General features: G+C 40.0%; 20 protein-coding genes. 9 read left to right on the forward strand and 11 right to left on the reverse strand.

Features of this window, described 5'->3' with window-relative positions:
• Positions 1 to 23 precede the first annotated feature (23 nt).
• From ligA to G5B43_RS01195, 6 genes are all read left to right on the forward strand, one after another.
• Positions 24 to 2,048, forward strand: coding sequence for an NAD-dependent DNA ligase LigA (gene ligA / locus G5B43_RS01170; protein ID WP_165292885.1), 2,025 nt, complete (start codon positions 24 to 26; stop codon positions 2,046 to 2,048).
• A 17-nt stretch (positions 2,049 to 2,065) separates the two neighbouring features.
• A complete protein-coding gene (dapA, locus tag G5B43_RS01175) occupies positions 2,066 to 2,944 on the forward strand; it encodes a 4-hydroxy-tetrahydrodipicolinate synthase (protein ID WP_165292886.1) in 879 nt (292 codons plus the stop codon).
• 335 nt (positions 2,945 to 3,279) lie between these two features.
• Positions 3,280 to 5,292, forward strand: coding sequence for a BCCT family transporter (locus G5B43_RS01180; RefSeq protein ID WP_165292887.1), 2,013 nt, complete (start codon positions 3,280 to 3,282; stop codon positions 5,290 to 5,292).
• 134 nt (positions 5,293 to 5,426) lie between these two features.
• Entirely contained in the window at positions 5,427 to 6,098 is a 672-nt protein-coding gene (locus G5B43_RS01185) for a hypothetical protein (RefSeq protein ID WP_165292888.1), read from the forward strand.
• Between the two features lie 3 nt (positions 6,099 to 6,101).
• Positions 6,102 to 8,129, forward strand: coding sequence for a DUF4836 family protein (locus tag G5B43_RS01190; protein WP_165292889.1), 2,028 nt, complete (start codon positions 6,102 to 6,104; stop codon positions 8,127 to 8,129).
• 12 nt (positions 8,130 to 8,141) lie between these two features.
• Positions 8,142 to 9,422, forward strand: coding sequence for a hypothetical protein (locus G5B43_RS01195; RefSeq protein ID WP_165292890.1), 1,281 nt, complete (start codon positions 8,142 to 8,144; stop codon positions 9,420 to 9,422).
• A gap of 14 nt (positions 9,423 to 9,436) precedes the next feature.
• Here G5B43_RS01195 and G5B43_RS01200 read toward each other — a convergent pair whose 3' ends face one another.
• Entirely contained in the window at positions 9,437 to 9,946 is a 510-nt protein-coding gene (locus G5B43_RS01200; protein ID WP_165292891.1) for a hypothetical protein, read from the reverse strand.
• Positions 9,947 to 10,170: 224 nt separating this feature from the next.
• Here G5B43_RS01200 and G5B43_RS01205 point away from each other — a divergent pair, with 224 nt between their 5' ends.
• Positions 10,171 to 11,448 (forward strand): DEAD/DEAH box helicase, encoded by a 1,278-nt coding sequence (locus G5B43_RS01205; protein ID WP_240904685.1) that lies wholly within the window; start codon positions 10,171 to 10,173, stop codon positions 11,446 to 11,448.
• Between the two features lie 24 nt (positions 11,449 to 11,472).
• Here G5B43_RS01205 and coaD read toward each other — a convergent pair whose 3' ends face one another.
• From coaD to G5B43_RS01220, 3 genes are read right to left on the reverse strand one after another with little or no spacing between them, the layout of a single operon-like run.
• Positions 11,473 to 11,943: a pantetheine-phosphate adenylyltransferase gene (coaD, locus tag G5B43_RS01210; RefSeq protein WP_165292893.1), complete on the reverse strand. Its 471-nt coding sequence runs from the start codon at positions 11,941 to 11,943 to the stop codon at positions 11,473 to 11,475.
• Between the two features lie 20 nt (positions 11,944 to 11,963).
• Positions 11,964 to 12,503 carry a 16S rRNA (guanine(966)-N(2))-methyltransferase RsmD gene (gene rsmD, locus G5B43_RS01215; protein WP_165292894.1) on the reverse strand — a complete coding sequence of 180 codons (540 nt, stop codon included), beginning with the start codon at positions 12,501 to 12,503 and terminating at the stop codon, positions 11,964 to 11,966.
• Complete coding sequence (locus G5B43_RS01220; protein ID WP_165292895.1) at positions 12,491 to 13,288, reverse strand: DUF3822 family protein; 798 nt, start codon at positions 13,286 to 13,288, stop codon at positions 12,491 to 12,493. Before G5B43_RS01220 ends, rsmD begins: the two co-directional genes overlap by 13 nt.
• Before the next feature lie 76 nt (positions 13,289 to 13,364).
• Between G5B43_RS01220 and G5B43_RS01225 the strand changes: the two genes are divergently transcribed.
• Positions 13,365 to 14,789, forward strand: a complete 1,425-nt coding sequence (locus G5B43_RS01225; protein WP_165292896.1) for an ATP-dependent RecD-like DNA helicase — start codon at positions 13,365 to 13,367, stop codon at positions 14,787 to 14,789.
• On the forward strand, positions 14,779 to 15,333 hold the full coding sequence (locus G5B43_RS01230; RefSeq protein ID WP_165292897.1) for a hypothetical protein: 555 nt from the start codon (positions 14,779 to 14,781) through the stop codon (positions 15,331 to 15,333). Before G5B43_RS01225 ends, G5B43_RS01230 begins: the two co-directional genes overlap by 11 nt.
• 19 nt (positions 15,334 to 15,352) lie before the next feature.
• Here the strand turns inward: G5B43_RS01230 and G5B43_RS01235 are convergent, their stop codons facing one another.
• The 7 genes from G5B43_RS01235 to G5B43_RS01265 all read right to left on the reverse strand — a co-directional run bounded on the left by G5B43_RS01235 (position 15,353) and on the right by G5B43_RS01265 (position 22,963).
• Entirely contained in the window at positions 15,353 to 16,411 is a 1,059-nt protein-coding gene (locus G5B43_RS01235) for an AI-2E family transporter (protein WP_165292898.1), read from the reverse strand.
• A 58-nt stretch (positions 16,412 to 16,469) separates the two neighbouring features.
• On the reverse strand, positions 16,470 to 17,492 hold the full coding sequence (gene ruvB / locus G5B43_RS01240; RefSeq protein WP_165292899.1) for a Holliday junction branch migration DNA helicase RuvB: 1,023 nt from the start codon (positions 17,490 to 17,492) through the stop codon (positions 16,470 to 16,472).
• Between the two features lie 16 nt (positions 17,493 to 17,508).
• Positions 17,509 to 18,234, reverse strand: coding sequence for a polyprenol monophosphomannose synthase (locus G5B43_RS01245; RefSeq protein ID WP_165292900.1), 726 nt, complete (start codon positions 18,232 to 18,234; stop codon positions 17,509 to 17,511).
• A 26-nt stretch (positions 18,235 to 18,260) separates the two neighbouring features.
• Complete coding sequence (locus G5B43_RS01250) at positions 18,261 to 19,844, reverse strand: peptide MFS transporter (protein ID WP_165292901.1); 1,584 nt, start codon at positions 19,842 to 19,844, stop codon at positions 18,261 to 18,263.
• 183 nt (positions 19,845 to 20,027) lie between these two features.
• Positions 20,028 to 20,912 (reverse strand): sugar phosphate isomerase/epimerase family protein, encoded by an 885-nt coding sequence (locus G5B43_RS01255; protein ID WP_165292902.1) that lies wholly within the window; start codon positions 20,910 to 20,912, stop codon positions 20,028 to 20,030.
• Positions 20,913 to 20,930: 18 nt separating this feature from the next.
• On the reverse strand, positions 20,931 to 21,659 hold the full coding sequence (locus tag G5B43_RS01260; protein WP_165292903.1) for a (Fe-S)-binding protein: 729 nt from the start codon (positions 21,657 to 21,659) through the stop codon (positions 20,931 to 20,933).
• A complete protein-coding gene (locus G5B43_RS01265) occupies positions 21,656 to 22,963 on the reverse strand; it encodes an MFS transporter (RefSeq protein ID WP_165292904.1) in 1,308 nt (435 codons plus the stop codon). The genes G5B43_RS01260 and G5B43_RS01265 overlap by 4 nt, the downstream gene beginning before the upstream one ends.
• Positions 22,964 to 22,992: the final 29 nt, after the last annotated feature.

Consider the following 22,992-nt stretch of genomic DNA (forward strand, 5'->3'; position numbering starts at 1 on the left):
AAATTTATCTAGTTTTGTCCACTATGCTTGCAGACATTCAGGAAAAAATAGCGCGGCTGACACAAGAGCTGAAGGAATATAATTATCAATATTACGTGCTTGCCAATTCCCTTATATCAGATTATGAGTTTGATATAAAATTGAAGGAGTTGGAAGCGCTGGAAGAACAATATCCCCAATTTAAAGATCCTCATTCTCCTACACAAAAAGTGGGTGGAGATATTACGCATAAATTCAACACTATAAAACACCGTTGGCCGATGCTATCGTTAGGTAATACCTATAATGAGCAGGAGCTGCGTGATTTCGATGAACGTGTGCGCAAAGCCGTCGGCGATAACGTGCAATATGTTTGTGAATTAAAATTTGATGGACTTTCTATTTCCATTACTTATGAGCAAGGTAAGCTCGTACGTGCCGTAACCCGTGGCGATGGTACGCAAGGAGATGAGGTTACCAATAACGTCAAAACGATTCGGAGTATACCTCATTCGTTGACAACGGGTGGCTACCCTGACTTGTTTGAAATACGTGGGGAAATATTTATGCACCATGCTGCTTTTGAAAGGCTAAACAAGAAACGGGAGGAAAACGATGAACAACCTTATGCGAATCCGCGCAATTTCGCCTCGGGTACCATCAAATTACAAGATCCCAAAGAGGTCGCTAAACGACCTCTGGACTGCTTCCTTTATTTTCTATATGCGGACAATCGGAATAGAATTTTCGATAGCCATTGGGATAGTATACAGGCGGTTAAAAGCTGGGGATTTCCCGTATCTGAACATACGAAGTTGTGCGACAACATAGATGAAATACTGGCTTTTATTCAATTTTGGGATGAGATGCGTCACCAGCTGACCTATGATATTGACGGTATTGTCATCAAAGTGAATGATTATGCGCAACAAGAAGAGCTGGGTTTTACTGCAAAATCACCTCGTTGGGCTATTTCCTATAAATACAAGGCAGAACGTGTGGAAACCTTGTTAAAGAATATCACCTATCAAGTTGGCCGTACTGGTGCCGTCACGCCTGTAGCCAATCTTGAACCTGTATTACTAGCCGGAACGACAGTGAAGCGAGCGTCTTTACATAATGCTAACGAAATAGCACGATTAGATTTGCATGAAGGTGATACGGTATATGTAGAAAAAGGGGGTGAAATTATTCCTAAAGTTATTGGCGTAAATAATGAAAAGCGCGCTGTGGGCACTTCTCCTATTGTTTATCCTACCGTGTGCCCCGAATGTGGGACGCAGCTCGTTAGACAAGAGGGGGAAGCTGTGCATTATTGCCCTAATGAATCAGGATGTAGACCACAAATTGTTGGTAAGTTGCAACATTTTATCGGTCGTAAAATGATGGACATACAGGGTATGGGCAATGAAACAATAGAAACGTTTTATTCCCTCGGGCTTTTACACAATATAAGTGATATTTATTCACTGAAAGAGCATCGGGAAGAATTGAAAACCCTCGAACGGTTTGGAGAAAAATCTATCGAAAATATGTTGACGGGTATCGAAAATTCGAAGGACAAACCTTTTGAAAAAGTTCTCTTTGCTTTAGGTATCCGCCACGTTGGTGAAACTATTGCAAAAAAGTTAGCTTTGCATTTCAAAAGTTTAGATAACTTAGCGCAAGCAAGTGTAGAGGAGATTGCTAACGTCCAAGACATTGGGATACGTATAGCGGAGAGCGTTTATCATTATCTGCACGATGCAAAGCACATTTTGGAAATTAACAAGTTAAAAGCAGCGGGACTACAATTTGAAGTAGAAGAACGTGAGGTGGTACTGGCTGGTAATAGTTTAGAGGGAAAGACATTTCTTATTTCCGGCGTTTTTGCTGATTTTTCACGAGAAGAATTGGCACAGCTCATTGAGTCGCATGGCGGAAAAATGCTATCTTCTATCTCTGCTAAATTAAATTACTTAGTAGCAGGTGATAAAATGGGTCCATCAAAATTAGCGAAGGCAGAAAAATTGAAAGTACCCATTATTTCCGATAAGGAAATATTGGGAATGATTGATCAGAATAAGTAAAAATATATCATAATATAATGAATGAGCTTCAGGGAGCAGGTGTCGCATTGGTGACACCTTTTAACACGGATGGAACAGTTGATTATGAATCGTTAGGCAATCTAATCGATTATCAGATCAAGGAGGGTATGGATTATTTGGTCGTTTTAGGTACAACAGGAGAAACGGCCACATTAAATGCCGAGGAGCGAAAACAGGTATGGGAGTTTACTTCTACACACGTAGCGGGTCGATTGCCCCTTGTGGCGGGTATTGGTGGCAATAACACACAAGAAATTGTAAGACAAGTCGATCAGTTTTCTATAAGCGGTTATTGTGCTATTCTTTCCGTTTCCCCTTATTATAACAAGCCTACACAAGAGGGTATATATCAACATTATAAAGCTACTTCGGAAGCAGCCAAACTTCCGATAATCTTATACAATGTACCGGGAAGAACAGGTAGCAATATCTTACCGGCCACAGCTATCCGTCTGGCGAAAGCATGTCGTAATATTGTTGCTATTAAAGAGGCTTCGGCTAGTTTTGCACAATTTGGCGAAATTATGCGAGACAAATCAGACGATTTTTTATTGATTTCCGGAGATGATCCTGCGACCTTACCCATGATGGCATTAGGAGCTGTAGGTGTTATTTCTGTTGTCGGAAACGCCTATCCTAAAAAAGTTGCAACATTGGTAAAAGAATGCGCGAACGGTAATTATATCGAAGCGCGCAAATTACATAGTGATTTATTGAAGATTACCGATTTATGCTTTATCGAAGGTAATCCCTGTGGCGTGAAGTATATTCTTAAAAATCAAGGAATTATTGCTACGGATGGGGTTCGTTTGCCGCTGGTACCGGTTAGTACACAGACACAAGAAGCGATTGAAAAGGAAATGGAAAAAATATAGAAACGTTAGTGTGCGTCTTTGTTTTACAATATGGGAAACCAAGAGATGATTTAGAAGTTAAAATTTGTTAATTTCCAATTATGGCGTAATATATACACACTGGGTGGCGTTATACTAGTACTTCATAATTTTAGGTTTATAATTGGTTAGTTAGTTAAAATCCCGGAGTTCCCCACTCCGGGATTTTTTTGTATTCTTGTGCCGAAGCTCACTACAGTTTTCCATACGACGCGTATTTTTTTATCGGGAGTTCTGTTTTTAAAAAAGGAGTAATAACTATTTATAGCAAACAATTTTGTCAAATAACTATTAATATAGTAATATAATAAAGCAATATGCGAAAAAAAAATAAAACGACATTCCTTCCTGGGATTGTCATACCAAGCCTTGTTTTTATTTTTGGTGTAACCATTTTATCGGTTTTTTTTCCGAACCGTACCGAATATTATTTATCCATTGTTAAGAATATTTTGTTTGAGAACCTCAATTGGCTCTATGTTATGGTAGTAACCATCTTTGTGTTCTTCCTACTTTTTCTTTTCTTTAGCAAGTATGGCGGTATCAAACTCGGCACGAACGATTCCAAGCCCGAATTTTCCTTTTTCTCCTGGGTTTCGATGTTGTTTGCCGCTGGAATGGGGATCGGTTTGATGTATTTCGGTGTGGCAGAACCGATATCGCATTATGCTGATGCTGCCTTTGGAGATGCTTCGCCCATACAAAGAGCAAAAAGCGCTCAGTTATATACCTTTTTTCATTGGGGAATACACGCCTGGTCGATATATGGACTTGTTGGGTTAAGTTTAGCTTATTTTACTTACCGATACCGATTGCCTTTATCGCTTCGAAGTTGCTTCTACCCTATTTTAAAAGAGAAAATAGACGGAAAGGCGGGCGATCTTATCGATATGTTCGCCTTATGTAGTACCTTTTTTGGTATCACTACAAGCCTTGGTTTTGGTGTTTCGCAACTTGGTGCGGGGCTAGTACATCTCGGTGTCTTGGATGAAATTTCTTTTACTTCACAGATATTAATTGTCGTAGGTGTGATGACCATTTCTATTTTATCAGCGACAACGGGCGTGGCTAAGGGGGTAAAGCTATTAAGCCAGATTAACATTGTAGCGGTAGTTGTACTGCTGATTTTTATATTAATATTCGGGCCAACAGTCTATTTACTAGGAAGTTTTTCAGAAAACCTCGGCTATTATATTAATGAGTTTTTTAACCTGACTTTTGCTACGCATACATACGAACCAGCACATAAGGAGTGGTTTTTTAATTGGACAATTCTATACTGGGCATGGTGGATATCTTGGTCACCTTATGTAGGTCTGTTTATTGCAAAAATTTCCAAAGGGCGTACGATACGCGAGTTTATAGGCGCTGTGCTAATTATCCCGACCTTGTTTAATTTTCTGTGGATGACGGTTTTCGGAAATAGCGCAACTTGGTTGGATCAACATACAGCACAAGGCGCACTGGCGGCAGTAGCAAATAACACCGATATCTTGCTTTTTGAATTTTTTAAATATTTTCCCCTGACGGCCATTGTCAGCGTATTTGCTATCCTAATCCTTGTTATCTTCTTTGTCACATCGGCGGACTCGGGGATTTTTGTGATGAACAACATTTCTACAAAAAATGCGGCAGTATCTCCCAAATGGCAGATGGTATTTTGGGGCGGAATGTTGGCCCTTTTGGCCTTAGTATTGTTAAATGCCGGCGGACTTAAATCGTTGCAGACCATGACGTTGATAACAGCGTTGCCCTTTGCTATTATTATGTTGTTCTTCTGCTATAGCTTGGTAAGAGGCTTATTCATCGATAATGAATATTATATGAGACCGCTGTCCCACTCGACCAACAGCTGGTCAGGGACGTATTGGAGGGAACGATTGGAAAGCATTATTTCCTACCACGGTAAGAATGATATCAATCAATTTTTATCGAAAACCGTTAAAGTGGCGTTTGAACAGTTAGCGGAAGCGTTTAAGAGTAATGATATTATCGCGGAGGTAAAAAGTTCCTTAACGGAATCACCTCACCATGTGGAGATTAAAATTCAGCATGAAAATATGGCTGATTTTATTTATGGTGTACAAAATGTCGAAAAAACTGTTTCAGATTATTTCCGAACCGAAGAAAACGCTCCCGATATCGAACACCAGCGCACTTATATTCCGATGACCTATTTTGGCGATAGTAGAAAAGGTTATGATGTACAGTATTTTACAAAAGAGGAAATTATCAGCGACGTATTAAAACAATACGAACGTTTCCTTAGCTTGTCTTCTGACGAAAAAAATGAAATATTCCTTGGACAGAATATTCGCGAAGACGACTAGTTGTAGAAATCCAGAAGTTCCCAACTTCGGTTTTTTTTCGTCTCTACAATATATATACATCTTCAAGAATCCCTAATTCTGGAGGTTTTTCGTAGATAACAAATTGCTATCTTTGCGTCAGACAGATTAAGACGATGAAAAAATATATGGGGGTACTGCTCGTAATCGGATGCTTGACACTAAGTAGTTGTTTCGATCTGGTTGAGCAAATTGATATGGATTACAGAGGAGCAGGAACCATCAAAGCGACTTTGAATCTAAGTAAGAGTCGTACAAAGGTTGCATCACTCTTGAAAATGAAGCGGTTTAACGGGATTGATATCCCTTCGGAAACAAACATCAAACAAGAAATGGAAAAAGTAGTCCGAACATTGAAATCCACTCAAGGGATCAGCAGTGTGCAATATAATCTTGATTTCAACAATTATATCGCTACGGTATCTTGCAACTTCGAAAATATACAGGCGCTAAATGATTTCAGTAAGACGTTATCTTCTCAGTTTAAAATCCAAATTACGAGTTATAACAGCTATCGATACGATCCCGCTTCACTAACCTTTACACGTTCCTATACCTATACGCCGAACCTAGCAAAAGAGTTTTCTAGAATCCCGAACGAAGACAAAAGTCTCTTTGCAGATGCATATTATACCAACATTATTCGCTTTGATAAAAACATTCAGTCCCAGCGCCATAAACATGCCAAAATATCGACGAATAAACGCGCTGTTCTTTTAAAAGCGAAAGCAGTCGATCTAATTAATGGTTCTACCAACTTAACAAATACAATCACTCTCGTAAAATAGAAAATGAAACTTCAGAAAAGTTACATCGCTACGTTATTGGGGCTATCCGTAGCCGCTACCGGTTACGGACAACAAGATCTTATCCATCAAGTACCCGAACATGCGTCATTTGTATTCCTCATCAACAACCAAGCTATCGTAAACCATAGTTCCTTCGAAAAGATAAACGAGGTATTTCAAAAACTAGGGGCTTTTGATGATATCGGCAATCAGGATGTACAGATACAAAGTATTAATGACCTCGATCTATCTTACGATAGAAGTGCTTATATCTATAAAACAGATACTGATAGTTCTTATTATATCGGTATTCTTCTTCCATTAAAATCTGGGCATCAGATCGGTACAAATCTATTTAGCAAACTTTCTCCGTTACCTACTTCGCAGGGCTACGAACGTCGCGTCAGCACCGATGGGAAAACGCAGGTTGCGTGGAATAAACATAGCGTTCTTATATTGACCGGCGACGCGCGCCGTTATTATTTCGATACTGATTCCGTCGCGCAACGATACGGTATAGAACTACCGACTTATGATAAAGTTGTTACATTTCCCGAATATCAATATGACGTCGTACTGGATACGGCCGATATCGAAGATATGGCTGACGCCGTTGCAGATGAAGTCTATACAATTACAGATAGCGTCGAAACAGCATGGGAAGCTTACGATTTTGACGCCGATACGACGTATCTTGTCGATACCGTTCCCGATAACCTGAATATGGATTTTCCTCCACCTGTGCGAGAAACAGAGGAAACCCTCGTATACACCGATTACCCCGTTTATGATACGTATTCAGATTCTACGTATCTTCAGGAAATGGCTCGGAATGCGAAAAACGACTCGCTCCGTAATGCTGCTTTCGCATCATGGCTTGCAGAAGATTTTGATCGTTGCCTCCACCCTATCCAAAACGCGACTTCACATAAATTTTTAAATAAGTTTGATAAGAAAAATACCTTGGTTCATTTCTGGTCCAAAAACATGATGAGTCTTTACAGCCAGTCTATACCATCTTATTACATGCCTGCTATGCAATATGCCTTGGTTGGCCAAATGGAGAAACTCGCGTATGCATATCAAGATATTGTCCTCGATTTAGTACAAGATAAGCATACCTTAAAATTACAAGGTTCATTCGGGGTAGACAAGGAAATGGAGCGCATGATCAAACCCATATACAAAAACAAGATGAACCGTAAGTTTGCACGTTACATACCCGAAAACCATATTGGGTATATGTCGTTAAACTTCAATTCCGAAGCTTACCTAAAGAACTTCCCGCTCATGATGGAGCAGTTATATGGATCGACGATGTACTTTTCTTTTGGAGAGGTAGCGGGCATCGTGGCGACAGCTCTAGAAATCGCCTTGGATGAGAAAGCTATTGCGAATGTTATGGGTGGCGATCATCTCCTGTTCATCAATGAAATGAAAAAAGTAGAAAAAGAATATATCGACTATCAATACGATGAAAATACCTTTGATTATAAGGAGGTAAAGAAAACAAAAGATGATTACATTCCTACCTTTTTGTGGATGTTTACTTCAGAAGATCAACGTATCTATAAAAAGATCTTGAAACTAGGCGAATCCAAAGATAAAGTAACACAAACGGAAGATGTCTATCGTATTGTAGACAAACCCGGTGATGAAGTCATATACGCCCTATTTAAGGATAACATTGTCTTTATAAGCAATGATGAAGAACAGCTGTCAGCCATCCGAACAAATCGCTTTCAAACTTCAGGGGATCGACGTATTAAAAAGCAGATTTTTTCCAATACCATGACGGCAGTTACGCATCTTTCCGAAATTCCCGAAACCATCAATAAATTGGGAATTCCCGTAATAAAACGTTGGGATCACGTGGTGAATAATCTATCGGAATACGGTGATGTTACCATCACTGCTCAAGGAAACAAAAAAGGCAGGATAATCGGAGAGATGGCGGTCGATTTCCCTCAACAGGAAACGAATGCACTGCAATATTTTTTACAGGAACTGTTAAAGACGATAGAAAAATAATATACGGAGTTGATGAAACGCACGTTATGGATTTTTGTGATGGTACTGGTGATAGCAGCTGGTACCATCATTGCATTATACCTATTCAGAAAAAACAGAGCACTTGACCAATATGTGCATTCCAAAAGTCAGGCTATCATATCGGTTGCATTGGACGATCTGCTGTTAGATAATCTCGACCAACTTTTTAGAAGTCGAACGCGGGATACACTCACAGACAAAGTATCCTTGCTGGATGTAGAGAATTGGTGGAAGGCGGGAATTTCTATTCCTGCACAACTTCACTTTTTTTCATTAAGCAATGACCCATTCACGTTCTTCACGATCCAACGCATTGATAATATTGGAAAATGGGAAGCTTTTTTAAACAAATACGCGAACGACTCCGTACATGCTATAGACGACGCTCCGGAGTTAAGGTTAGCACACTTTTCTCCTTTTATGACGACGCTTCACAATGAACACTATGCGTTATTCCGTATCGGTCTTTCAAAACCGGACAGCGTGGAAGAAATGAAAGTGATATGGTCAGAAGAAAAAGATTGGGTGTATGTAAGGAATCTTCCTTTTCATTCGACAAAAAAAACAAATGCTCATCTAATCTACCGCGACATCGACGCAACGTTTCAGTTATTTGCAGACATAGCTGAAAATCAAATTTCGTTGTCTGGCCAATGGCAACTTACTACGGAGATACCGACCGATGATATGCAGGTGCGCAAGCCGAAAGAAAATACGAACCTTTTTCTATCGTTTTGGAGTATACTACCACTCGCACAAACACCGGTTATTACTAATTTTTTGTCTGCTGTCTCGGGTATAGAAAAAACCAAACTAATAAATGACTCGTATGGGTATACAGACCTTTTTATTGGTAATAACATGATAATGCAACAAGATACTATTGTCGTGTACGATTACGACGAAGATTTTAATAGTATAGAAAGAAAGGAAATACAGGAAATCAGTGTGCCGCTTATCGAAAGTGTCTGGAAAGGAAATGAACAACTTGCCTTTTCACTACCCAATAAATTATTCTATAAATTCAGCAAGACGTATACTGATAGCGTCATCCTGTTGTCTACCGATGAGCGGGTAGAATTTTCTCCTACTTTTGAGACGACATCCAGTCCATTCCGCGTCATGGCTGATTTCAAGAACACACCAAGTTCATGGAACAGTTCTATTGTCAAATCCTTACAGCAACATGATGTTAAAATAAATATAACTACATCGGTATTAGATAGCAATATATTAGAAATTGATGGTCATATTAGCTACACAGGGAAATAGTTGTCGCAAGACGTTTATTGATGATCCCATGAGCCCCGGTGATAGACACCTGGCATAGCATGGTCTCCTTCGTCAAAACCAAATGCAACATATCGCACATGAGGCAGTTCCGTAAAGGAATATGTCGTAGAGACCATAAACTGTTGTGCTCCCGCTGTTCCCATTTGCTGTGTCAATACGGTGCTTTCGGGAATTTCGAGGTACACTGTATCACCAAAAGTTTCGATATACCGAACCTGTACATTTGGCCATGTGTTATTGATCATTGCTTCAATACCTTCGGCTGTTAAACTATCTGGTTGAACTTCCCGTACTTTAACAGGTCTGAAATCAAGCGTGGCAGTGTCGTATTTGTATTCCCAGAAAACCTCTGTCGGCACATAAACAAAGGGATCCTCTTTAGGTTGGTCGATGTCCTGTAATAGGGTATCCGATTGATCGCACCGTTCCCCTTCTTGCTGTGTAGATTGATTACAACCTATACCTAGTAATAATAATCCGATAAACATTGTTTTGATCCGCATACGAATGCCCTGCTCTTTTTTGGAATAAACATATAAAACGTGGATATGTTTATGAAAAATTAAAAAGGCTTCCATCGGGGAGATTGAAGCCTTTTACTAACTAACCAATTATTAACCTAAATTATGAATTACTGTATCGGAGCAATTAATATGCCAATTTCTAAAAAGAACATGAAAATAATCCGTAATTTTGGTGCATGGAGCTTCAACAAATTTTAAACAGGATGCAGATTGCTGAACTAAATGCTATGCAACATGCCGTCCTAAACAATTACGATAGCACGAAAGGTTTCGTTTTACATTCTCCCACCGGAAGTGGTAAAACCATCGCATTTGCTTTATTGTTAGCGAAACATCTAAAAAAAGATAAGAACAGTGTACAAGCATTGATATTAGTACCCACACGGGAATTGGCGCTGCAGATAGAACAAGTAATGCGTAAAGCGCTTATGGGTTACAAAATAACGTGTGTATATGGCGGAAATGATACAAAGACGGAACGTAATAAACTTCGCGAAGCTCCAAGTTTATTGATAGGGACTCCCGGACGGGTGATGTATCATATCGAAAGATCCTACGTTGACGTTTCCACTATACAGACACTTGTCTTGGATGAGTTTGACAAATCGTTGGAATTTGGCTTCCAAGAGCAAATGGAATATATCATCGAACAGCTGTCGCGACTGCAACATCGTATACTCACTTCGGCAACGAAAATGACAGATATTCCGAGTTTTACTGGAATCGGTGATTTTGTTATAGTCGATTTTTCTGCTGATGCCGATACGGTTCCTAAACTAACGATCAAAAAGGTAATCACACCTGCGCAGTATAAATTGAGTACTTTATTTAAATTGTTGTGCAAGAACGGAGAAAAGAAAACGCTTATTTTCTGTAATCACCGGGAAGCTGTAGATCATATTAGTGAGCTGCTTGAAAATCGGGAAATTATACATGATATGTTTCATGGTGGTTTAGAACAAGAAGACCGAGAACTTGCCTTGTTAAAATTCCGTAACAACTCCAATCGTATTTTGATCACGACGGATTTGGCTGCCCGTGGATTGGATATCCCGGAAGTGGATGTAATTATACATTACCAGTTGCCTTCTAAAGAAGATGCTTTCATTCATCGTAATGGCCGAACGGCACGTATGCAAGCCAGCGGTGAGGTGTACGTTATCCTGAAACCGGAAGAAGAATACCCCTACGTACCGGAAAACAGTGAAACTGTGCTTTTAGATGAAGAGTACCCTTTGCCACCGAATTCACCTTTTGCAACGCTTTATATTACCGGAGGTAAAAGAGACAAAATCAATAAGATAGATATCGTCGGCTTTTTATTAAACCTGAACGGAATATCAAAAGAACAGGTCGGAATAATAGAGGTCAAAGACAAAGAATCCTACGTCGCTGTGGAACGTGCTGTAGCCGCTAGCATTATCAAACAAGCGAATAATCAAAAGATTAAAGGTAGGAAGATAAGGGTTGGCAGGACCTAGTTTTTGGTTATCTACTTAAAACCTTTAACGCAAACCGATATATCTTAAGACCTCCTTCGGAACCAATGCCGAAACATCTCCTTTATGAGACAAAATATCTCGCACAATCGTCGAAGAAATATGGGCTAACCCAGATTTTGCCATAAGGAAATAGGTTTCGATTTCCGGTGCAAGCAAGAGGTTATTTTGGGTTATCGCGTTTTCAAATTCGAAATCAGCTGTATTACGCAAACCGCGAAGCAGGTATTTTGCATCTAGTCCCTTGCAAAAGTCAATCGTCAGACCCGAAAACTGAGTCACTTCTACCCTTTCGTTCGATTGGAATAGATCCGAAATAGCTTTTACGCGATCATCGAAAGACATCAATCCTTTTTTCGTACTGTTCACGCCGACTGCAATCACAATCTTATCAAATAGCGATAAACCCCTTTCAACTATATTTTGGTGTGCATAAGTAAAAGGATCAAACGATCCGGCAAAAACGGCTGTTTTCATGTCCGATAAAATTTAAGAGTTTATGATTCCAACTTGTAAAAGCTGAACGAAGAATAACCATATTTCCTTGTTTCCATATAAAACGGTGAATCATCCATTTTTCGTGTAGAAGGATGTTCAATAACCATGATCCCCCCCGCTCCCAACAGCTCATTTTCAATAATAAGATTGGCTAATTGTGGTAAGCAGGACAAATCATAGGGTGGATCAGCAAAAATAAAGTCATATTGATCTTTACACGCCCCAATAAACTTCAGCACATCTGCTTTGCGTGTGAGGATAACGTCAGTCTTTAATTTCTTCGCAGTATCGTTAATAAACTGCAAACATTTAAAGTGAATATCGACAGCCTCTACCGACAAAGCACCTCGGGATGCTAGTTCAAAACTGATATTACCTGTTCCGGCGAAAAGATCGAGGCACTTACATTCGTCCAGCGCAATCCGATTATCTAGGATATTGAACAACGCTTCCTTTGCAATGTCCGTCGTCGGGCGAACCGGTAAATTCGACGGAGGAGATAATCGAAGTCCACCATATTGTCCGGCTATGATACGCATAAAGGAGCATCTACGATGAAGTTAAAACGATTGACTTCTTTCCCGACGTTTTCGTTATCTGCGTGCAAATCACTCTGGGCTTGCATAAACTCAATACGGTTTGCAAAGTGCGTAAGGGCAGTACTATAAGTATGTTCGGTATCAACGCCCGAAATCAATATTTTATGAAGTTTGATGTGTAAACCAAAAGCTTGGCATGCCGTTAATACAAAATAATTTAAGTCGTCTACCTGTTGTATATCGAATATATTGTAAAATAGAAATCTTCCATTTTTAAATGCAAACAGCTCTACCTGTGTATTATTAAAATGAGCGCCCAACACCTCTCCTTGCATTGGAATATAGGCTTGCACTTCGCCTAAAAGAAGCTGAAAATCAGTCACAAATTTCGCCTGGGGAAAGATTGCGCGCCAACGATTGTATAACAATAGGTCGTATTGATAGCATGCCGTTACTTGTAAATTGTCTAACGTATAAACCTGCGTACGCTCTGTGTGGTTATCTTCTAAAAACGTTTGATATAATGGACGATTTTCTTCTTGATATACTTCAGTCGGAATAAACATCAAACTTTGTACCGGCAAGCTAATGAATACGTACTGGAACGGCAAACCTAATAATTTGATAGCTTCTGCATCTGGTTCGTTGATAGGATAAGAGAACATGGCTTGAACCCTATTCGACTCATCCACAACGATTAACGTATCCTCTAAAAAATCAGCTTTTACGAACAGCTTGTACTGCGGTATATAATGTAAATGGAAATTCTTTGACGTATATTTCATGCTCTGGGTATTAGAAGTCCCTCAACAAAATTAGCTTTTCCAATTGATATGACCAACCTTTTGTATAACTTTGATTATGCATATTCAGAACCTGCTTACCCAACAGTTTGTATGGCAACCTACCCGGCAACAGCAGGAATCGTTTGTACTTTTGGAGGAGTTCTTAGGTGTTTTTCACCCCGCTTCCTGTTTTCTTTTAAAAGGTTATGCGGGTACGGGAAAGACGACCATCATCAGTGCATTAGTAAAGATTTTACCTACACTTCAAAAAAAATCGGTCTTACTGGCACCTACCGGACGTGCTGCAAAAGTCATGCGTCACTATTCCGGAAGGAAAGCGTTTACCATCCATAAAAAGATATATCGAAAAAAATCCGCAGCTAGCTTGGAGCTGGATTTTACCTTAGCGGAAAATCTGCATGAAGATACATTATTTATTGTGGATGAGTCGTCTATGATTTCTGATTCTAGTGAACAGTTCTTTTCGAGAAGTTTATTGGACGATTTGATTCGGTATGTGCAATCGGGCGAAAATTGTTGCCTTATGTTCGTTGGGGACACCGCTCAACTTCCACCTGTGGGTATGTTGGAAAGCCCCGCATTGGATCCGAATTATCTCGAAGCCAACTACCATCTCAGAACATTCCATTATGAACTTCGGGAGGTCGTGCGACAGCAACAAGCTTCGGGTATACTTTATAATGCCACCAAAGTGCGTAATGATATCCATTTGGAGAAACAAGAGGCTAACCTCCCATTTCCGCAATTTCACACTAAGGGGTTTACAGATATTTTTCGCATGAATGGCGAACGGCTTCTGGAAGGATTGCATTATAGCTACGATCGTTTTGAGATCGAAAATACCATCGTTATATGCCGATCCAATAAATCCGCAAATTTATATAATCAACATATCCGGAATCAAATTCTCTTTCGCGATGAAGAAATCACCGGAGGAGATTTAATCATGGTGGTACGTAACAACTACTATTGGCTGCAACAACACGATGAGAAAAACACCGGCTTTATAGCCAATGGTGATCTAGCCAAGGTTCGAAAGGTCAGTAATATACACGAACAACATGGCTTCCGCTTCGCAGATATATCGCTGGAATTTATAGACGATGATGAGTTAGAACCGGTCGTATGCCGTGTTTTATTAGATAGTTTACATGTAGATGCGCCAAACATGCCTTATGAACAACAACAGCAGTTATATGAGTCGATTGCCCTGGACTATGCAGACATACCGACCAGAAAAGATCGCTTGGATGCCATCAAAAAAGACCCTTATTATAATGCCTTACAGATTAAGTTTGCGTATGCCATCACCTGTCATAAAGCGCAAGGCGGACAATGGCCCTGCGTATTCGTAGATCAAGGATATCTAAATGATGATATGCTCAATACCGAGTTTTTGCGTTGGCTCTACACCGCCATTACCCGGGCCACGGCACAATTGTTCTTGGTTAATTTTAACCCAAAATTTTATGGCGAATAAAGATTTCGAACCCCAGTTGGTGAAGTTCTTGAAAGTAGATATTCGCCAATATTCGGCGAAAGTATTCGGTCTGGATTTTATTCATACCCATGGTTTTACGATATACAGTTTATTGGCGTATTCTTATCATTCAGATAGTCAGGTTTCTTTTCGGGCAGCGTGGCTTCTGGAACATGTTTGCATACAACAGCCTGCTCTGATCTCGTCTATATATAATGTCCTTATTAATCGTCTATCGGAACAAAGTCATTGGGGAACTATTCGAAGCTACACGAAAATAGTGATGTTGGCGACCGATGTAAAAACAGCCATACCACATACATCAGATCAAGAAGAAATTCTAATCGAACAGTGTTTCAATTGGCTGATTAACCCTAGCTGCCCGGTAGCGGTGGTAGTCAACTGTTTTGATATATTATACAACCTGCGTAAGAAAAACCCTTGGATAGAAGATGAGTTAAAAGCGCAGATTCAACATCTGCTCAAAAATCCGACACCGGCATTGGCGAGCCGCGCAAATAGAATATTAAGACGGATCTCCTAATAAAAAATATGGCGGACTATCAGGCTCCTATCAAATGCCCATAGGGTTTGAGCAAATCCACATTATCAAAAATCACTTTACAAATACCCAATATGGGTATAAACAAAATCATACCTGCCGCACCCCATACCATCCCACCTAGCAATAACCCCATAATGGTAAACAAGGGGCTAAGTTTTACTTTTCCTCCGGTAATTTTCGGTGTTAGCACGTAACTATCTAATTGTTGGACTGCGGTAAAAAAAATCGTGACGATGATGGATGTAGTCAGCGAATCTCCCGTTACCAGTGTATACAATACAACAATAGCGCCACCCAACACGGAACCTATATAAGGGATGACATTTATCAGTGCCGCCAAAAGCGCGAAAAATAAAGCATTTCTTACTCCAATAAGAGTCAATCCCGTGAAGTAAATAACTGATAATATCAACACAACCGAAAAAACACCACCCACGTATAGACTAGACACTTTTGTTATTTTTCCTACGATTGTTTTTGCATGACCTATTTCATCATGCCCAGCATGACGTTTGACTAATTGAAGGATAAACCATTTAATGCGTTGTCGGTATATCAGCATCAAGATTGTATAGATGGTTACGATTAAAACATTACCTGCCAAGGAAACAATAGAGAAAACTGCCCCTCCCACGACTTTACCTGTTGCATTAGACCATTCGGATAATTGTTTTTGGAGATATTCTTTCTGTTTTATTCTGGATACATTAAAATGCTCTGCCACAAAGGCGTGTGTTTGATCTAATATCATGTTTATCCGCTTTCCTATGACAACAATATCACCACCGAGGCCTACCAGTTCACTTATTAATACATATAACACAGCCATTATAATTGACATGCTGATTAACACGACCAAAACTGCAGCCCAACCCCGCTTCATCCGCCAGTGCTCTAGTTTTTGGCAAATAGGTACTAATAACATAGCAAACAAAGCGCTGGTAACGACAGGAACAAGAAAAGTTTTCGCATAATATAGGATTGCGAAAAGTAAAACCAAAAAAAGTAAAACCTGATTAAAGTTCCTTAACGTCGTAAACTTTCTAGGATTCATCATGGAAGAAAAACAAGCAACTACAAAAAAAGTTGCAAAAGGAAAAGAAAATAGCCGAGGTTCAGAACAAGGTATTCCCTTTCAGGAAATTACTTTTTCCGAGATGCTTAAAGGCTAGTTCGGTACATTCACGCCCTCGGGAAGTACGCATCAGATAACCTTCCTGAATCAAGAAAGGTTCATACACTTCTTCAATCGTTCCTTCATCCTCCCCAACTGCCGTGGCTATTGTTTTCAGTCCGACAGGGCCTCCCTTGAACTTCTCGATGATGGTTGTCAGTATTCGGTTATCCATTTCGTCTAGTCCGTTTTCGTCAACGTTCAACGCATTCAGCGCATATTGGGCAATAGCTCTATCGACGGATCCATTTCCCTTAATTTGCGCAAAATCTCGGGTTCTGCGCAATAAAGCATTGGCGATACGAGGTGTGCCCCTGCTTCTCCGCGCAATCTCATATGCACCCTCTTCCGTAATCGGTGTATTGAGGATATGAGCAGACCTTAATACAATTGTAGTCAATAATTTAGCGTCATAATACTGAAGCCGCGAATTAATTCCAAATCGAGCACGTAAAGGCGCTGTCAATAGCCCCGAACGGGTCGTAGCGCCAATCAGCGTGAAAGGATTCAAAGAGATCTGAACAGAGCGCGCGTTTGGTCCTGTCTCCAACATAATATCAATCTTGAAATCCTCCATTGCCGAATAAAGATATTCTTCAACCAATGGACTTAAACGGTGAATTTCATCAATGAATAAGACATCCCCTTCCTCTAAATTAGTCAAGAGACCTGCCAGATCACCAGGCTTATCCAATACCGGACCAGATGTGATTTTAATATTCACGCCCATTTCGTTGGCGATAATATGGGATAACGTAGTTTTTCCCAAGCCAGGAGGCCCATGTAACAATACATGGTCTAATGCTTCACTGCGTAGTTTTGCAGCCTTGACAAAAATGGAGAGGTTTTCCAAAATTTTCTCCTGCCCCGTAAAATCCTCAAAAACCTGTGGGCGTAAGGCCCTTTCTATATCTCTATCTACAGGATTTAGCTTTTCTGGATTCGGATCAAGATATTCATTCATATATACGCGAAGTTACCTATTTATATTTCTTAAACCAACTCTCTATCTTCAATTGGATAACACCAAAAAATGCTTCTCTAAATATCCGCGTGCTCATTTTGGAAACGCCTTCCGTACGATCAGTGAATATAATCGGTATTTCGACTACCTTGAAGCCATATTGGATCGCGGTAAACTTCATTTCAATCTGGAACGCATAACCGATAAATCTAATTTTGTCTAGCGGAATCTTTTCCAATACATGTCTTGAAAAGCAAACAAAGCCAGCAGTAGCATCCTGAATATCGATCCGCATGATAAGTCGTACATACGCAGAAGCAAAATACGACATCAACACGCGGCTCATTGGCCAATTAACAACGTTCACACCCTTTATATAACGGGAGCCGACCGCCATGTCGGCTCCGCTCAAACAGGCTTGACGTAAACGTATTAAATCGTCTGGATTGTGGCTGAAATCGGCATCCATCTCATAAATATAGGCATAGTGTCGCTGCAAGGCCCATTGAAATCCGTGGAGATAAGCGGTACCTAATCCGAGCTTTCCTTGTCTTTCCTCGATAAACAGACGTCCCGCAAACTCTTGTTGTAAAGTTTTAACGAGGTTCCCGGTCCCATCTGGCGAGCCATCATCGACGACTAAGATATCAAATGGGATAGACAGGGAACATACTTTTCGAATTATTTTCTCTATATTTTCCTTTTCGTTGTATGTCGGAATAATGACTAAACTGTCTACCACGTTCGATGAGATATAAGGTGCTTTTCTTAATCAATACCATGTGTCATTTTCCGCAGTTTACCGCTGAAGACCAGCAACAACAAAGCTGCTACAATTGGAATGGATGCAATGATATAAAAGAATATCGACATGGAATATTCTTCAGAAATTTTATCAATATACGATCCGGTCATACCGGCAATAAAATTCGCAATAGCAGATGCTGTAAACCAAAGTCCAAAAAGCAATCCCACAAATTTCTTCGGTGAAAGTTTACTGATATAGGATAACCCTACCGGTGATAAGCATAGCTCGCCTGTCGTATGGAAGAAATATGCAAGTATTAACCATACCATACTAACCGTAGCCGTTGTTGCTCCCTTCGGAATGGAGCTGGCTCCAAAAGCCAAGGCAACAAAACCTACGCCCACCAGCAATAGCCCCAAGGCAAATTTTACAGCGCCCGAAGGATTCCATATTTTCTCCCACATTTTACTGAAAGAAGAAGCTAAGGTGATGATGAAGAAGGAGTTTAAAATCTGAAACCAGGATACTGTCACCTCTGTTTGTTCTGCACTGAACTCTCTATATACTTTCCAGATACCAAGTCCCCAAATGATGGCAAACGACAACGCCGTAAACATAATTGTTAACGGATAAGCAGAAGCAATTCTTTTAGACAGACTATACAATACCCATGTGACGATTATGATTGGGAAAATGGTCAATGCCGCATCGACCCATTTAAAAGTTAGCCCGGCATTACCTTCCAAAACCCGCTGTGTATAATCTTTGGCAAAGATGGACATAGAACCACCGGCCTGTTCAAAAGCAAAGAAGAAAAACACACTGGCCAACATCAAGACCCCGGCAACGATAAGTCGATCACGAACCACATGTTTAGGTGCTTCTTCGTCTGTAATCTTCTCTACGTGCTCTTCGGGTTTATGTGTTGTATCGGGCTTCTCTCCTATGATACCAAATATCTTTTGTGCAAAAAAGAACTGTAACATACCGAAAAACATGAATACACCAGCCAGACCGAAGCCATAATGCCAACCAATTTTCTCACCGATATAACCACATAACAACATGCCCAGAAAAGCTCCCGCATTGATACCCATATAGAAAATGGTGTAACCAGCATCTTTCTTTGTGCTGGTATCAGGATACAATTGTCCCACCATAGAGGAGATATTAGGTTTAAACAAACCGTTTCCGAGAATCATTAAAGCGAGCCCCAAGTAAAAAAAGCTATCCCCAAACGTTTCAAATGCCATCGAAAGGTGTCCCAAGGTCATCGTTAAGGCTCCAAGTAGAATTGCTTTCCGATAGCCTGTAAGCTTGTCTGCGATCATTCCTCCAATCAACGGTGTAAGATAGACCAACCCAGTGTACCAAGCATAAAGTTGCATAGCATCGGCATTTGTCCATCCCCACCCGCCTTTGGTAATTTCCGTTATAAGAAAAACCGTCAATAAGGCGCGCATACCATAATAGCTAAAGCGCTCCCACATCTCCGTAAAAAACAGGACAAATAAACTTGCGGGATGTCCCATCACCATCTTGTCGTCAATGCCCTGTGTGGCAAGGTGGTTTACCAGGACGTCGTCTTCTTTTTGTTGATTCATCTTTTTAAGTTATAGACATTAAAAAAACAAAATCAAACCTCAAAAATTTATCATTACTTTGTTCTTGCAATAATGTCGAAAGTTTGATTTTGGTAACTTTGCTACAAAGAAAATAAAAATTCTAGTTTTTCCCGTTTTATCCATTTTTAATTTTGTAAAATTTCAATTACGGGTTATAACAGACTACAACGTTTTAAATCGCTCAAGCAATTTCTTGGTAGCTAGGATGCCTTCTACTTCAGGCAGATCTTTTCCTTCGTACTCAATACCGACATAACCTTTGAAACCTGCATCTTTTACAATACGCATCATGCGAGCATAATCGATGTTCACTTCGTTTCCGTTTACATCGAAGACATTTGTTTTGGCACTTACACCTTTGGCATATGGCATCAGATCTTGCACGCCTTGATAGCGGTCATATTCATAAAAGTTACCGAAGTCTGGCAAACTTCCACAATTTTTCTTACCCACTGCTTTCAATACACCTGCCAACCAGTCACCGTGTGAAGAAATACCACCGTGATTTTCAACAATGACGTTAATTTTTGTCTTTTTGCCATAATCTGCTAATGTACTTAAACTCTCTACAACGCGTTGCGCAACTTCTTCCCGGTTTCCTTTTCCAGCAGCGTTTACTCGAATTGATTTACATCCTAAAAATGCTGCTGCATCGATCCATTTATAATGGTTATCTACAGCTTGTAAACGTTTTGCATTATCTTGATCGCCGAGATTTCCCTCACCATCAATCATGATCATTACATTTTTTACACCATTGTCTTTGGCCCGATTATTTAGGTCCTTAAGGTAAGTCGTATCTTTTGCTTTGTCCTTAAAGAACTGGTTTACGTACTCTACACCATAAATATTAAATTTCTTTGCTGCAAATTCAGGGAAATCGATATTCTTTAAATCACCTGCAAATAGGGTTTTATGAAGGGACCATTGGGCTAACGAAATGTCAAACCACGATTTTTTTGCTGCGAATACGTCTAAAGAAGGAGTTATCGCCACTCCCGCTGCTGCCAGACCTAAATTTTTTAGAAAAGTTCTTCTAGAGTTCATGGATTATTATAGGTTTTATTAAATATTTGCCCATCCTGATGTCAACACATCTGCGATGTGTTTAGTCTTGATCGGGAGTTGATGTTTATCAATATATCCTTGTAATTGCAATAAACAAGGGCTATCTGTTGAAATAATATAGTCAGCTTTTACGGCCATAGCATTTTGTACTTTTTGTTCGGCCATCGCCGCCGATATACCTTCGGATTTCACTGCAAAAATGCTTCCGAACCCGCAACAAGTTTCCTGATCACGCATTGGCACAACTTCAAGCCCTCCTACTTGCGCTAATAACTGTCGAGGTTCATCTTTAATTTTACACTCCCGTAACGCAGAGCAAGGGTCTTGATAGACTGCCGTTCCCACTAATTCCGCCCCAAAATAATCTTTTTTAAGCACATTTACCAAAAAATCGCTCAATTCATAGATGTTTGACTGAATATGACGACAGCGATTATGCTCCGTAGAATTGGTAAATAAATCATCATAACCATTTTTTATCATCCCGATACAGGAAGCTGAAGGCGACACGATATAACAATCCTCCGAAAAATCATGGAGAAACTTAAGTCCTATTTTCTTCGCCTCATCCCAAAACCCAGCATTGTATGCTGGTTGTCCACAACAGGTCTGCTTAGGATTATAGACAACATTACAACCGGCTTTTTTCAGCAATTTGATCGTGTTAAAAGCAGTTTGGGGATAAATCTGGTCTATAAAGCAGGGTATAAATATCTCTACGTTCATAACGTCATAGCCTTATTAAATCGTAGCAAGCGAAAGAGCAAACCACATCCGATAATAAAAAATACAGAAAGAAATAACGCTGAATAGCGTATATTATGCGTAAACTGCTCTATTAATCCAAAAGAAAACAGCCCTAATACAATAGCTAATTTTTCTGTAATATCATAAAAGCTAAAAAAGGATGTTGTATCCTTGATATTTTCTGGCAGGAATTTAGAATAGGTGGATCGCGATAATGATTGGATACCTCCCATCACTAATCCGACCAAGCAAGCTAAAACATAAAACTCAACTTCTGTTTTTATGAAAAATGCAGACACACACACGCCTATCCAAACGAACACGACGGCGATTAAGATTTTAATGTTGCCAAACCTCGCCGAAAGTTTGGACATGAGAAAAGCGCCCAATATGGCGACAAGCTGAATTAACAGTATGGTTATGATCAGTTTAGAGCTTTCGAGATGAAGCTCTTTGGCACCAAAGGCAGCTGCTACAATCATCACTGTTTGCACGCCTGCAGAATAAAAAAAATAAGCAGGTAAAAACCGGCGAATACGTTGCATTTTCTGTATGCGTCGCATCACAATGCGATATTCTATAATAACCGTACGAAAAATTTTCTTGGAGGCTCGGATAGCTGATTTTTGATTATTGGGAAGGGCTAAAAAAGGAATAGTAGAAAAACTAGCCCACCACACCCCTACAAGCAAAAACGATAGTCGTGGTCCAAAAGAAGGGTCGATAATACCAAACCAATCGGGCTTTAAAATAAACACCAAACAGATAATTTGCAATGTAACACAGCCCACATAACCATACGCAAATCCTTGCGCACTTACACTATCCTGCTTATCTACGGTTGCTATTTCCGGTAAATAGGAATTGTTGAATAACACACCGCCTATATAACCCATCGCAGCTAGTCCAAACAATATTACGCCCAATTCAAGTGTCTCTAAACGAAAAAAGAAAAGCCCCATACAAGCTATGGCCCCAAAATAGGTAAAAAACATCATCATTGTTTTCTTTTTTCCTTGTACATCGGCGTAGGACGAAAGAAATGGCAGTACGAAAGCCATGAAGAGGTAAGAAAAAGCTAAAGCAAAATTGGAAAGGGCGGTGTTGATTACCTTCAATCCGAAAAAGCTAACCACATCGCCATTTTCCGCTGTCTGCGTGATGGCTGTATAATAAGCCGGAAAGATAGTCGAGGTGATAACTAAATTATAAGCAGAGTTCGCCCAGTCAAACATCGACCAAGAGCGAATTAAGCGTTTGTTGTTTTTTTCGATAACACGCATTTGTGAAGCGAATATAATAAAAAATAGTT

The sequence above is a fragment of the Sphingobacterium sp. SGR-19 genome (assembly GCF_011043555.1).
In the GTDB taxonomy this organism is placed as follows: domain Bacteria; phylum Bacteroidota; class Bacteroidia; order Sphingobacteriales; family Sphingobacteriaceae; genus Sphingobacterium.